Here is a 13217-nt window from a genome sequence, read left to right on the forward strand (position 1 = left end):
GCTACACAATTTTTATTCTTTATATGAACAGCATTTGTATATATGAACAAAATACTCGAGCAGCGTCAAGCGGTCAGACAGAAACCAAATGAATGATTTCTATAGCTCGCAATGCGGACTGGGTATTGGACAGCCACAGCCGTATCTGCCTTAACGACAAAAATGCGATATGCTTTTGGAGTGGGCCGCCCTGTTCAGGCGGCCGGCGGGTCGGCTTTCAGCTAGCCTTCGTGATGGGCTGACGTACAGAGGTGCTTGCATTAAGGCCCTAGGAACTACCGCCGCCTCCCGCATGTAGCGCCGCGATGTATCCGAAGATAAAGGAGGAGGCAATGCTTCCACCTGCGCCAGGATAAAAGCGCCCTAACGGACTGGACGTGCAATTACCCGTGGCATAGAGCCCCTCAATGACAGTGCCATCCTTGCGCAATACACGTGCGTGCTCATCGCAAACCAAGCCACCCGTGGTCCCTACATCGCCCGGGTACGCTCGGACCGCGTAAAAAGGCCCTTTCTCAATTGCGCCCAAACTGGGATTGGGCAGATTGGATTCATCACCACTCCAGTGATCATAACGACTAGCGCCGCGCTTGAAGTCGAGGTCAACACCTGCACGGGCAAAACCGTTAAAGCGATCCACCGTACCAAGCAAACTTTGAGGATCCAACGAACAGGCTTTGGCCAATTCCTCAATGCTGTCGGCCTTTTTCATGTAACCGCTGCTGAGCCACTCTTTAGGCACACCAAGCTTCATCCCCCACATGTAACGATTGCGGTGCTCCTGATCCATGATGTACCAGCAAGGAAACTGTTCGCCGCCATACATCGCCTCACCTACTGCCATGTACGAGCCCGACTCATTGACAAAGCGTTTTCCCGCAGCATTGACCAAAATACAATGCGGCTTACCCATCTCGGATGAGGAGTGCATATAAGGAAGCACCTTGCCTTTAACTACCGATCCCGGGGACGGCTCACCGTTGGACATCCCACTCGTCGCAACCCAAATAGAGAGATCAAGATTTTCCGTGGCAGCACCCAACCTCATGGCGGCCTCAAGAACCTCACCAGTATCACCATCGTTGGCGTTGGTCCAGCTTTTGCCCTTCGGCTCGCGTTGATACATTTCCCGCAACTGAGCATTGCGGGCAAAGCCGCCAGCGGCGAGCAACACTCCTTTCGATGCGAGCACATTGATACGCCGCCCGTTGCGAACAGCTACCACACCTACCACACGCCCTCCTTCAACTATTAGCTCTTCGACGGGCGCTCCACGCCAAATAGGCACTTCGTCACGCAGCACCATCTGCAGCATTCGCCCCTGCAAAGCAGCACCATTTCCGCGTACCCGAGAACCTGTCAACTTATCGCGCAATATCCGCATTAGCAGGCCAAAAACGGCTTTCTTACCTGCCCAAGTACGCTTCACCAAGCCCAAATCGTGTAAGGAATCAGGATGAAACGGCATGTCGAATAGCGGATAAACATTCAATCGTTCCTCCCACTCACCCAGCTCCTTCAGATTAAACAGCTTTGCCATAAGAGAACGAGAAGCCCCCTCTCCCCCTGGAAGGTTGTCGTAATAGTCAGGCCAGAATTTGCAAAGATGAAACTCCATCCCCTTACGCTCAAGAAAGTCCACCATCGCGGGACCCACTTTGAGGTAAGCGGCCACACGCTCAGAGGAAGCGCCCAGGCTTTTGTATCCATTGAACACACTGTCTAGATAGGTTCGCGCTTTTTCGTAAGAGTCATCGCGTCCATCCCGTTTCATTTGAGTGCTATTGGGTACCCACCAGACTCCGCCTGACAAGGCAGTTGAACCACCCACCTTTTCCATCTTTTCGATGATCAGTGGCTTACAGCCGCGCTCCTTTGCAGCCAGCGCAGCACACATGGCGCCCCCACCACTCCCGACGATGACCAGGTCAAAGCTTTCTTCCCATTGCGTCATGCTGATTCTCCGAGCTACCACACACCCAGCAGGGTTGCGTCTGTTGTAATTTTTATTCCGCGTAGCGATTTAGGTTAGCGACCTGTGCGCTGTACCTCCTTTACGCACGAGTAAAGCGTTGCTGAAACAGCACTCAAGTCCAAGGCAGGCGAGATGGGCATATCTACTGAACCAGCACGAGAATGGAGCTCCGCCAGCGTCTGCGCAGGGTCATCGGATTCAATATCGTAAATGGCTAGGTAAGCGCCGTCTCCGCCTTGGTCATCGCTAGACTTAAAGCGCCGGGCACTTATAAAGCCGGGGACTCGGAGCACATCAGACAGGTGCTGATCGTCGTACCAATCGTTGTATTCCGCTTCTTGACCCAAAACGGGCCTGGAAAACACCACGTAGCTGTATCTGGCCATGTCAGTCCTTTTTTGCCTGAGCGCTTGCGGTGGGAACATCGCATGCTAGGCAATTCATATTAAATGAATGATGTTCATAAATAGAAACATAGCATGCTGATATGGGACCGTGAAGAGCTCACACACGTCAGCCCCCGCGCTCGACACATCATTCAACGAAAATCATTCTGAGATCTCAGCCGTGCTGGGGCAGCGCAAATCACTAGCGATTCATTGCAGCGAAGCTGAGAATGAATATATAATTTTGAACAACGTTCGTATATATGATTTTATGCACGATGGTTTTCCCAGCATACGCATCCACCCCCGAACGCTGCATCTGTGTGATGAGAGTACTTCGCCGACGTTCATAAAAACTGAGATCAAACTCATGAGCACCATTGAACCAACCGCTTCCACCATCGACATTGCTCCACTCTTCAAGCCGCTGACGGTTCGTGGCTTAACCATTCCAAACCGAATCGTGATGGCGCCGATGACACGAAGTTTTTGCCCAGACGGAGTACCGGGGCAAGAGATTGCGGGTTATTACCGCCGCCGTGCTGAGGCGGGGACAGGCTTGATCACCACAGAAGCGATTGGCGCAGACCATCCTGCTGCATTGGGTGATGCTGGACTTGGAGAGAAAGATTTGCCTGAGCTGGCAGGAAAATCTGCCATCGCCGGCTGGAAGAATGTGGTTGATCAAGTTCACTCTGCCGGTGGAAAAATAATTCCGCAGATCTGGCATCAAGGTGCGATGCGCATTCAAGAAAGTAGCCGTCATCCGGATAGCCCATCGATCAGCCCTTCCGGAATCTGGGGGCCACTAGGCCGCATGACGTCTACTGACCCGCGTTATTTCCCCAGTCCGGAAGAACCCAGTAAGCCCCCCATGACAGAGGAAGACATCGAGGATGTCATCGAGGGTTTCGTCCGGACTGCCCGCAATGCGGTGTCCATTGGTTTCGATGGGATCGCATTGCATGGTGGGCATGGCTACTTGATCGACAGTTTTTTCTGGTCCGAAACTAACCGGCGTCATGATCGTTGGGGCGGGGATATTCGGCGGCGAATGGAGTTTGGCGTGCAGCTAGTCAAACGCATACGCGCCGCAATCGGAGAGCAAAAGCCAATTTTCTTCAGATTCTCTCAGTGGAAACAACAAGACTTTCGCGCAAGCCTGGCGGCCTCACCACAAGAGCTCGAACTGGTTTTGGGCCCATTGGCTGACGCGGGAGTAGACCTATTCGACGCCAGTGTTCGTTACTTCAATACGCCTGCATTCGCGGGATCTGAGCTCACATTAGCGGGATGGGCAAAGAAACTGACTGGCAAGTTATCTGGCGCAGTTGGAGGTGTAGGGGTCGGTAAAGGCATGTATGACACTGCCAACCAAGGCACCGTGGCAATCAATAACCTGTCCCTCGTCGCTGAGCGCTTCAAACGAGAGGAATTCGATGTTGTGAGTGTTGGCCGTGCAATGCTGGACGCCCCCGACTGGACACGCTCCGCCCGTCTCGGACTGCCGTTCAAGGATTACGATTTCAATTCACTTAATACCTTGACCTGAGCTCACATTGAGACAATGCGTGCCATAAGTCACCTGCGGCACGCGATCACCAAACTGCGGAGTTCAATGTTCCATGAACAAGACCTTAACAGCTGAATGGGACGGAGTTGACCTCGTCCCGCTGTTGACACTGGAAAAAATCGGCACCGATCGCTTTCGCATTCCCTACAACGAAAGCAACTCAGGGGGAGAAATTTTCGGGGGCCAGTATCTTGGCCAGGCAATGAGCGCTGCCCTGGCTACAGGTGGGGGGCGAGCACCGCATGCGATGCACGCCTTTTTCCTACAAGCCGCCCGCGCGAATCGGCAATTGGAGGCAGAGGTGGAACGCGTGCGAGATGGCCGCAGTTTCGCCCACCGTCGCGTCCATTTACTCCAGGATGGCAAACTTGTTTTTTGCGCTGATGTTTCGCTGCACGATACAGAACTTGATCAGCCGCAACACCAGATCGGTCCGTCCGAGGTTCCATCCCCTGAAGTCCTGAGTAATTTGCATCAGCTCGTCGAAAAGTACGGCGAAGCTGCATTCGGCCCACTTGGACGTAAACGAATATTGCCGAGAAAGGTCACTGAAGTGAGGCCGATCAACCAACAAGCCGGCATGCTTGGCTCTGGAACCGAACCACGCGCAGATATCTGGATGAGGGCTGCACGATTCGCGCCGCAGGATGATCTTATGCACTTCGCTGCGCTTGCTTACCTTTCAGATTACTGGGTCAACAGTGCGTGCAGGGTCATGCACTCACGCTCTCTGTTTAACGGCGAGACAACCTCAGCAAGCCTGAACCATAGCATCTGGTTCCATGGACGTGCGAAAGTCGAGGACTGGTTGCTGTATTTGCTGGACAGCCCGTCCACCCATGGTGGAACAGGCTTCAACAGGGGATTGATTTACGACCGGAAGGGAAATTTGCTGGCTTCCACCGCCCAGGAGGCATTAGTACGCAATCTTGCTCATGAACCGATGCAAACGGTGTAAGGTCACTTGCGGCAGTGAGCGACCCAGAGTGTGTAAAAACACTTTGGATGCAGAGGATTGGGTAATCGGTGGTTTTTCGACGCTGGAGGTCTCCAGGGGCCTCATCCAAGCCAAATCAATGTTGCTGTATTGATCGGGACTTTTGCCAGCGGGTACCTGCTAGATGCGGTTGTCGCATCGCTCAAAAGGCTTCAGGCCTTCAGTGCCGCCATCAAGGCATCACTGCCCAACAGCCGTAGCACGCGTTTGAAGTTGTAGGCGAGCACATGCAGGCTCATCTCCGTGCTCACCCGGGTAAGGGTTCTGGTGAGGAAATGCGTAGCCCCCATCCAGGACTTCAGTGTGCCGAAGGGATGCTCCACTGTTTGGCGGCGGATCCGCATCATTTCTGGTGCTTGATCAAGACGACTCTGCATCGCCTCGACGACCGACTCATGCTCCCAACGGCTAACTCGCCGCTCAGAGCTGGGTGTGCAACGTTCCTTCAAGGCGCAATTGCGGCAGCTCGAACTCTAGTAGCGATGTAGTTTTAACCCCTTCTCGACGCTTGCGTAACGCCAGATCAAGCTTTGCCCGGCCGGGCATCGGTATTCATTCGTTGAGGCGTCATAGAAGAAATCACCTTTGCCGAATCGACCAGCCGCTGTCGCTCCCGACGTCAGTATCTGGGGCACGAAAACGGTAATTCCAGCTTCATGGCACGCCAGTATTTTTTCGCCTTTGAAATACCCTCTGTCTGCGACTACCGACAGTTCTTCGACACCCATGGCCTCTCCTGCGTGCTTTGCCATCGAACTCGGTTGGTCTCGATCAACGCCATCATTCGTCATACCACGTGCGCCACGATCAGGTGGTGCTTCGCATCAACTGCAGTCTGGACGTTGTAGCCTACCATTCCTGTTCCGCGCGTCTTCATCGAGCGAGCATCAGGATCGCGGAGGCGTTTTTACACACTCTGGGCCAAGAGCAGTCGTTTGGCAGTTGAATCAAAGGTGCTTGTCCATCATGTCCCCAAGCGCCTCTAATACGTCGCAAAAGCAGTCAGTGGGGTCTAGAAAAGCAAAACCTATTCACTGTTGTCCGACCAGCCCATCAAAAGCGCTACCTAGAATGACAGGCAGATTTTGCCAAAGTGGGCACCCGACTCTTCGTGGGCGAACGCTTTGGATATGTCCTCAAGTGCAAAGACGCTATCGATAACAGGCTTGATGCGCATCGCTTCCAGGGCACGTACAAGTTCCTTTTGATGCTGCCGGCTGCCAACGATCAACCCCTGAAGGCGCTGCTGCTTAGCCATCAAGGCTGCCGTAGGCACTGGGCCAATCCCGCCAGTCAAGACGCCGATCAAAGCGATATGGCCACCAATTCGGCCCGCGGTAATCGACTGTGGCAGCGTCCCGGCGCCGCCCACTTCAATAACGTGATCAACGCCACGGCCAAGGGTAAGAGCCAACACCTCATTGCCCCATTCAGGCTGTTTACGATAGTTGATCGTGTAATCGGCTCCTAAAGCCCTCACCTTATCAAGCTTTTCATCCGAAGAGGACGTCGCAATAACGATCGCGCCCATGGCCTTGGCCATTTGCAGCGCAAAGATAGAAACCCCGCCTGTCCCCAAAACCAGGACAGTATCACCGGCTTTGATGCCACCGTTGACCACAAGGGCACGCCACGCAGTCAGGCCCGCAGTGGTCAAGGTTGCAGCTTCTTCATGGGTATAGTTTTCAGGCGAACGGGTAAACCAGTGACTCGGTTTAACCACGACTTCCTGGGCAAAACCATCAACACCGTCACCCGGAGTGGTACTGAAATCCGCTATCGGCGGCTCGCCATCATGCCAATGAGGAAAGAAGCAGGAAAACACATGATCGCCAACCTGGAACTCATGGACACTATCGCCGATGGCTTCAACAACGCCGGCGCCATCAGCCATCGGTATGCGCCCTTCGGCCGTAGGCATCTTGCCGGTGGCGACGGCATAATCGTGAAAGTTCAACGAGCTGGCATGCAGCCTCACACGGATTTCGCCAGAACCAGGCTGGCCCGGGTCTGGCAGATCGACAACCTGAAGATTCTTCAATGAAGCAGGCAGAGTGATCTTGATGGCTTTCAAGAGAGTGACTCCTTGCGCAGAAATTGAACGGCGAATGCTCAATGCCAATAAATGGAACCGAGCAGCTTTGGGGGCTTTCGCAGAGCAGATCAGCGTGGCAATGCAGCCGCAATAAAATCGGCAATCGGTGTCGTAGGACGACCAAGTAGTTGGCCCAACTGACGGGAGTTATCGAACAAATCACCCTTGGCGGCTGCCGCATCAGAATCAGCCAGCAACGCTGCGAACCCTTCCGGCAGGCCCATGCCAATGAGCGCGGCCTTGAAGTCCTGCTCGGGAAGATCGGTGTAAGTCACCAGCTTTCCAGATTATTGAACGACTTCCGAAGCAAGCTCCGTCAACAAATAGCTCCTATCACCAGCCAGTTCATGAACCTTGCCCGCCTGCCCCTCACTGGTCAGGACTATCGCAGCTGCGTCGGCATAATCGGCACGGCCGGCAGAGGAAATACGACCATCCTGAGCGCTGCCCAGAATCGCGCCATGTTCGACTGCAGGCGGCACACTGGCAGTGTAGTTCTTGCTATACCAGCCATTGCGCAGCAATACGTAGTTCAACCCTGACTCTGCCAGCTCCTGCTCAGTGTCTCGATGCTCGACTGCCAGGCCCAGAGTCGACTTGTCTGCATGCAACAAGCTGGTGTAGGCCAGTAGTTGAACACCTACCACTTTCGCTGCGTCGATAACTGCACGGTGCTGTGCAGATCGCTGTCCGACTTCACTGGAGGAAACTAGCAACAGACGCTCTACGCCGATCAACGCCCTTTTGAGCGTTTCAGGTTGACTGTAATCAGCCTGTCGAACATTAATGCCTTTCGCACTGTAATTCTGCGCTTTCAGCGGATCACGAACCAACGCAACCAATTTTTTTGCATCCACCCGCTTGAGTAGCGCATCAATGACCAGACGACCCAGTTGGCCGGTTGACTGAAGTCTGGACCAGGTGCTCATCTGACTTTACTTAATTTTTGTGCAGGAGAACGCAAGGTGATCAGCAAGGATATGATGGGCAGGTTTTGACCGGAGATGGTGCAGATGTTCTGGCTCGGTTATACGACCGAGCCGCCCCTGTGCAGATAGTGAAGTGCCCTACCCGCCACGAGCCGAGTACAGGAAAATCAATTTCGCTAAATTGTTCGCGACTCTAGAACATCGTGATAACGCAGGTTGAATTGTGTGTGTGTGTGTGTGAATACCGTCCCTCCAGCAATACTGTTGCAAGCCTGGGCTGGTTCCGCCGCAATGCTAAGCGCTTGAGTGAACCGCATTATTTTGATGCGCTCTGGGGGGATGGATGGCCTGATGCAATCCACACCCCTCAAATGCTGATGTTATTCGTCTTCGCTTCCAAACCAATAGGCTTTGACCATTCCGTCGCCAAACGGCTCGTCCCTGTTTTTTAGCGCGAGCTTCAACCCCCCCTCCTTCATGTCTTTCTTAAACTGCGTGCGCCTAGGCCCATTTGACTGGTGCGCACGCGAGTCCATCTCAACAGCAAAACGTTGCAACGTTCGCGCACCCGAGAGCTCCAAGCCCATATTAATGACTCGTTTTTGCGCCGCCATCAGCTCATGGTCTACATGACTCATTCTGCGTGCAAGGTCATCTACCGCCGCATCCAGCTGGTTCGCAGGAACTGCGTCCATGACCAATCCGATCTTTGCAGCATCACGCCCCCAAAGCCGGTCCCCAGTGAACAGCAAACGCTTTGCCCATTGAGGACCGCAGTGGTAAAGCCACATGTTCATTGGAGGAGTGCCGTTTGCGCGGGTGGCCGGAAAGCCGATCTTGGCATCCTCGGCAGCAATGACGATATCGCACATAAACGCTATATCGGTCCCTCCCGCAGCGCAGTTGCCATGGACCTTGGCAATAACTGGCTTGTGAATATCAAACATGGCCATTGTTTTAGCCTGCGTTCTCTCCATCTGCCAAATGTCGTCATCCACAGTGCCGTTGAGGCTGCGATAACTGACCTGCTCTGCACCCACTCCCGCGTAAGCTCCAGCCAAATCGTAACCCGCACAAAAATCCTTTCCGGCGCCCTGGATGACGATCACGTGCACGTCGGTGCGGTCGTCCGCCTCCATTAGAGCGTCGTGCAATTCGCTTACCATCTCGGGAGACAACGCATTCCGCTTATCGGGCCGATTAAGAGTGATTCGAGCAACCCTCTCACTGACCTCGAAATATACAAATTCAGCCGTTTTAATCCACTTAGCCATATCAGTGCGTTCCTTATCGGTCAGGTAGAGTCATTCGCCGGTGAACTGGGGCGGACGCTTTTCCCGGAAAGCGCTGATGGCTTCCTGGTGATCCTTTGTGTGGTTGGACATGACTTCATAAGCCATAGACGCATCGAGTATCGAGTGCGCCAATTGCTTGAGGCCGATATTGACTGAAGCTTTGGTCCACTGGATCGCCCGAGCCGCACCGTTGGCCAAACGCTGGGCCATCTCATCAACGACGGAGTCAAGCTCTGCAGGATCGACTGCGTGATTGATAAGGCCAATCTTGGCAGCGTCTTCACCAGTGATGGAGTTGCCGGTCAACAAGTATTCCTTGGCACGGGCATAACCGATGAGTTGAGGCCAGATAACGGCCCCACCGTCGCCCGCCACGAAGCCCACTTTTACGTGGGGGTCGCCAATTTTCGCTTCCCGCGCGGCATAAATAAGGTCGCAAAAAAGCGCAATGGTTGCACCTAACCCCATGGCATGCCCGTTGATTTTCGCAATGGTCGGCTTGGGGCAATCCAGCAGAGCGAAAATCACGCGCTTGCTACGCGCCATGGTGTTGTAGAAAAGCTCCGGGTGATCAATGACCGCCTGAAGATGATCCATGTTGCCTCCCGCACTGAAGGCACGCCCCGCACCTGTCAACACTAGAACTTTCGTCTCAACGTCATCAGCCACATCAATGAAAAGCTGTGCGAGCTCCCGGTCCATTGTGTCGTCAATGGCATTCATTGTGTCCGGGCGATTGAGCGTGGCATGGAGCACGCCACCTTCGCGGTGGAATGCAATCGCTTCATAGCGGGAGAAATTCATAGAAATGTCCTTTTGTAGGCAGCAACTGAAAGTCGTCGCGAAATTCTTATTTGTGAACGATATTCACATTAATGCATCGAAGATTTAGCGTCAACATCATCACGCAGGCACGATGTAGCACCCATGCGATTGACAGCTGCCGGAAAAATATTCAACATTAGGCACGACATTCTAAATATCGCATATGCATTCTTTGCTTCCACGCCCACAGAATGCTGTACGCCCCGGCAGTAAACGTTCGCGGTGCGGAAACTAACAATCAAATCAGGAAGCCCCGCTTGCGGCTTAGCCCCCAGGCAGACGCTTTGATTGATCACGAAAATGCTTCGACGGTCCTGATGTTGCAGTGCGATTCGCCTTGCCGTACCGCCGGATTTGAAAAACCTATGGCCGTCCTGGCTCAGCTAGATAAAGGTTCTCCATGCCTTCGATCAACACACCAAAGTACGAAAAAATTTTGCGCCCTGAAGACCGCCCTACTCGCCTTGAAGCCGAGCAGGCTGTCCAGACATTACTCCGCTGGGCTGGTGAAGACCCAACCCGGGAGGGACTACTCGATACACCGAGTCGAGTGGTGCGCTCATACCAAGAGTTTTTCGCTGGCTACGACGCGGATCCAGTCCAGGTATTAGCTCGGACATTCACTGAAGTGGAAGGCTACGACGAGATGATTGTCATGACAGACATCCGCTTTGAGAGCCATTGCGAACACCATATGGCCCCCATCATCGGCAAAGCCCATATTGGCTACATACCCAATAAACGAGTTGTGGGGATATCCAAGCTGGCTCGCCTGGTTGAGGTCTTCGCAAAACGGCTACAGATTCAGGAAAAGATGACAGCGCAAATCGCTGACACTCTCTTAGAAGTACTTCAGCCCATCGGAGTCGCCGTGGTAATAGAGGCTTCACACCAATGCATGACCACTCGCGGCATCCATAAGCCAGGGACTACACTGGCGACTAGTCGTATGCTCGGGTCATTCAGAACAGACGGGGAAACTCGGCGCGAGTTTCTAGCGATCCTGGGCAGGACAAGCGCGACCACGCTATCCAACACCTAACATCAACAGTTGTACGGACGATGAATTTGCGTCAACCCACGTCCGCACCTCAGATAGCCCATACGCCAATAGTGGAGTTCACTATTAGCGCATGCGGGATTTTGTCGCAGCGTCAGGTCTGCGACCGAGGCAGCAAGACCACCAGACCATCCAGCTCATCGACAATCTGAATTTGACAACTCAGGCGACTCGTTTGCTTTTGATCGATAGCGCACGTAAGCATGTCCCGCTCTGGCTCATCGGGCGCCGGCAACCTATCAGACCAAGGTGCTTCAACATAGCAATGACAGGTCGCACAGTTAGCATACCCGCCACAGTCGGCAAGAATTCCAGGGATCATATTCTCCACCGCCAGTTGCATCACCGACTGGCCCGGTTTGCCCTCCAGGATGTGCTGCTCACCGGAATGCTCGACAAAAGTAATCTTTGGCATGTTAGTTACCGCTCTTACCGTGATGATCTTATTTTTAGACTGCTGGAAGCGCAAACAGTGATTTGAGGGGCACTGACTCATCTGCCAGCACTGAGGGTGCGACTTCAGCACGCTCCGTTACTAGACGCTTACAGGACATAAACTCGACTGGTCTGCTGACGGAGTCCGCCGCTATGACGTTACCATCCTTGAGGTAAAACGCGATGAACGAACGCTTGGCTGGATCGCCACGAAGCACAACCTGATCATAGCCTTCCGACAGCCCCACCATTTGCAACTTAAGGTCGTATTGATCAGACCAGAACCAAGGCATCGAGTTATGCGGACGATGCTTGCCACAGATAGTAGCGGCTGCGGTACGAGCCTGCTCAAGAGCATTGGGTACTGATTCGAGGCGAATGCGGCGACCCAAAATCGGATTAGGATGATTCGTGCAGTCACCGGCACTCACAATATCGGGATCGGATGTCTGAGCGAACTCGTCGACGACGATGCCGTTATCGACTACCAGTCCTGCGATTTCGGCGAGCTCCACATTGGGCAGCAAACCGATACCGACAATTACCAAGTCCGCGGGGATCCGCAAACCTGAACTGCAAAGCACTGCAGTCACCGCATCACCTGTCGGCGTGAGCTCGATGCCCTCCACAGCGACGCCTGTATGAAGCTCAACGCCGGCCTCTCTGTGAACCTGCTCGTAAAAGGCAGACATCACCGGTGCCGTGACCCTGGCCAAGACGCGTGGCGCGCCCTCCAAAACCGTCACGTGGAGTTGTCGTTTGATAGCAACTGCCGCAACTTCCAGTCCTACGTATCCGCCACCGATAATCACCAGACGCTTGCCTGCCTGAAATTGTGGGCTGATACGGCGCACGTCTTCAATGGTTCTCAGGTAATGAAAGTTGTTACTACCCTCCGCCTCCTTGGCGCCTGCGATGCTGAGCCTGCGAACTCTACCCCCGGTAGTCAGCGCCAGTTTGTCATACCGTAGTGTCCGCTCATCAGAAAGGGTGACTGTTTTGGTGCTTCGATTGATGGCTTCAACGAGGGTACTCCCGATGAACTCCACTCCAGCTTTGTCATAAGTGGTCTGAGGCTTAAGGTAAAGGGCTTCAGCTTGGACTTCGCCGGAAAGGTAAGCCTTGGAAAGAGGTGGTCGCTGGTATGGCAAATGATTTTCGGCCCCTACCATCACAATTCGACCTTCGAAACCGCCTTGCCGCAAACTGGTCGCAAGCTCTCCCGCTGCGTGCCCCGCACCAACGATGAGTACAGTTTCCACCGCAGACTCACTCATGTTTTTCTCCTCAGTTATTACCCATAGTCAGTGTCATTGCTGCCGCCGCTGTTGAATTTTCGTGAAGCCAATCAGCGTAAACCGCAAAAAACATATATGCGTACGATGTACACAATAATGAATATGTGAAGATAAACTGGAATTGGCAGAGCATCAAGGACTTGCTCAACTCTGGACGACTCTGCTGGTGACTGATGGCGAACACGTTGCAGTGAGCGCCCGTTTTCTTCGTACCCCACTGCCTGACCAACCGCTAGCCATCGGCTCAGAACTCGATTAGTGTACGATGCCGTATACTTAAAAAATAGCCGGGTCGACTCCATTCGGTTCCGGTAGAAAAATAAAAATCTGAGCCAATCGCATAGCGCTT

General features: G+C 53.5%; 9 protein-coding genes and 2 pseudogenes. 3 read left to right on the plus strand and 8 right to left on the minus strand.

Features of this window, described 5'->3' with window-relative positions:
• Positions 1 to 268 precede the first annotated feature (268 nt).
• Positions 269 to 1954, minus strand: coding sequence for an FAD-binding protein (locus KGB28_RS28950; RefSeq protein WP_223448935.1), 1686 nt, complete (start codon positions 1952 to 1954; stop codon positions 269 to 271).
• A gap of 516 nt (positions 1955 to 2470) precedes the next feature.
• Here KGB28_RS28950 and KGB28_RS28955 point away from each other — a divergent pair.
• Complete coding sequence (locus KGB28_RS28955) at positions 2471 to 3913, plus strand: 12-oxophytodienoate reductase (RefSeq protein ID WP_223448936.1); 1443 nt, start codon at positions 2471 to 2473, stop codon at positions 3911 to 3913.
• A 73-nt stretch (positions 3914 to 3986) separates the two neighbouring features.
• Positions 3987 to 4892, plus strand: coding sequence for an acyl-CoA thioesterase (locus KGB28_RS28960; RefSeq protein WP_223448937.1), 906 nt, complete (start codon positions 3987 to 3989; stop codon positions 4890 to 4892).
• Positions 4893 to 5083: 191 nt separating this feature from the next.
• Here the strand turns inward: KGB28_RS28960 and KGB28_RS28965 are convergent.
• From KGB28_RS28965 to KGB28_RS28990, 5 genes and pseudogenes are all read right to left on the minus strand, one after another.
• A pseudogene (locus KGB28_RS28965) lies at positions 5084 to 5832 on the minus strand (transposase); the annotation flags it as partial.
• A gap of 165 nt (positions 5833 to 5997) precedes the next feature.
• Positions 5998 to 7005 carry a zinc-dependent alcohol dehydrogenase family protein gene (locus tag KGB28_RS28970; RefSeq protein ID WP_223448938.1) on the minus strand — a complete coding sequence of 336 codons (1008 nt, stop codon included), beginning with the start codon at positions 7003 to 7005 and terminating at the stop codon, positions 5998 to 6000.
• Positions 7006 to 7094: 89 nt separating this feature from the next.
• Positions 7095 to 7955: pseudogene (locus KGB28_RS28975) on the minus strand (SDR family oxidoreductase).
• 380 nt (positions 7956 to 8335) lie between these two features.
• Positions 8336 to 9229 carry a crotonase/enoyl-CoA hydratase family protein gene (locus KGB28_RS28985; protein WP_223448939.1) on the minus strand — a complete coding sequence of 298 codons (894 nt, stop codon included), beginning with the start codon at positions 9227 to 9229 and terminating at the stop codon, positions 8336 to 8338.
• A gap of 30 nt (positions 9230 to 9259) precedes the next feature.
• Complete coding sequence (locus tag KGB28_RS28990; protein WP_223448940.1) at positions 9260 to 10054, minus strand: enoyl-CoA hydratase/isomerase family protein; 795 nt, start codon at positions 10052 to 10054, stop codon at positions 9260 to 9262.
• 421 nt (positions 10055 to 10475) lie between these two features.
• Here KGB28_RS28990 and folE point away from each other — a divergent pair, with 421 nt between their 5' ends.
• Positions 10476 to 11117 carry a GTP cyclohydrolase I FolE gene (gene folE, locus KGB28_RS28995; RefSeq protein ID WP_223448941.1) on the plus strand — a complete coding sequence of 214 codons (642 nt, stop codon included), beginning with the start codon at positions 10476 to 10478 and terminating at the stop codon, positions 11115 to 11117.
• 112 nt (positions 11118 to 11229) lie between these two features.
• Here folE and KGB28_RS29000 read toward each other — a convergent pair whose 3' ends face one another.
• Both KGB28_RS29000 and KGB28_RS29005 read right to left on the minus strand, forming a co-directional pair.
• Positions 11230 to 11550, minus strand: a complete 321-nt coding sequence (locus KGB28_RS29000) for a 2Fe-2S iron-sulfur cluster-binding protein (RefSeq protein ID WP_223448942.1) — start codon at positions 11548 to 11550, stop codon at positions 11230 to 11232.
• 34 nt (positions 11551 to 11584) lie between these two features.
• Positions 11585 to 12832, minus strand: coding sequence for an NAD(P)/FAD-dependent oxidoreductase (locus KGB28_RS29005; protein ID WP_411740611.1), 1248 nt, complete (start codon positions 12830 to 12832; stop codon positions 11585 to 11587).
• Positions 12833 to 13217: the final 385 nt, after the last annotated feature.

The organism is Pseudomonas sp. BF-R-19 (assembly GCF_019956445.1).
GTDB lineage: Bacteria > Pseudomonadota > Gammaproteobacteria > Pseudomonadales > Pseudomonadaceae > Aquipseudomonas > Aquipseudomonas fluorescens_BH.

Bases quoted from the DNA above. Each gene is read 5' to 3' on its own strand.
- folE (WP_223448941.1), top strand. From the start codon at position 10,476: ATGCCTTCGATCAACACACCAAAGTACGAAAAAATTTTGCGCCCTGAA.
- KGB28_RS28960 (WP_223448937.1), top strand. From the start codon at position 3,987: ATGAACAAGACCTTAACAGCTGAATGGGACGGAGTTGACCTCGTCCCG.
- KGB28_RS28985 (WP_223448939.1), bottom strand. From the start codon at position 9,229: ATGGCTAAGTGGATTAAAACGGCTGAATTTGTATATTTCGAGGTCAGT.
- KGB28_RS29000 (WP_223448942.1), bottom strand. From the start codon at position 11,550: ATGCCAAAGATTACTTTTGTCGAGCATTCCGGTGAGCAGCACATCCTG.
- KGB28_RS28990 (WP_223448940.1), bottom strand. From the start codon at position 10,054: ATGAATTTCTCCCGCTATGAAGCGATTGCATTCCACCGCGAAGGTGGC.
- KGB28_RS28950 (WP_223448935.1), bottom strand. From the start codon at position 1,954: ATGACGCAATGGGAAGAAAGCTTTGACCTGGTCATCGTCGGGAGTGGT.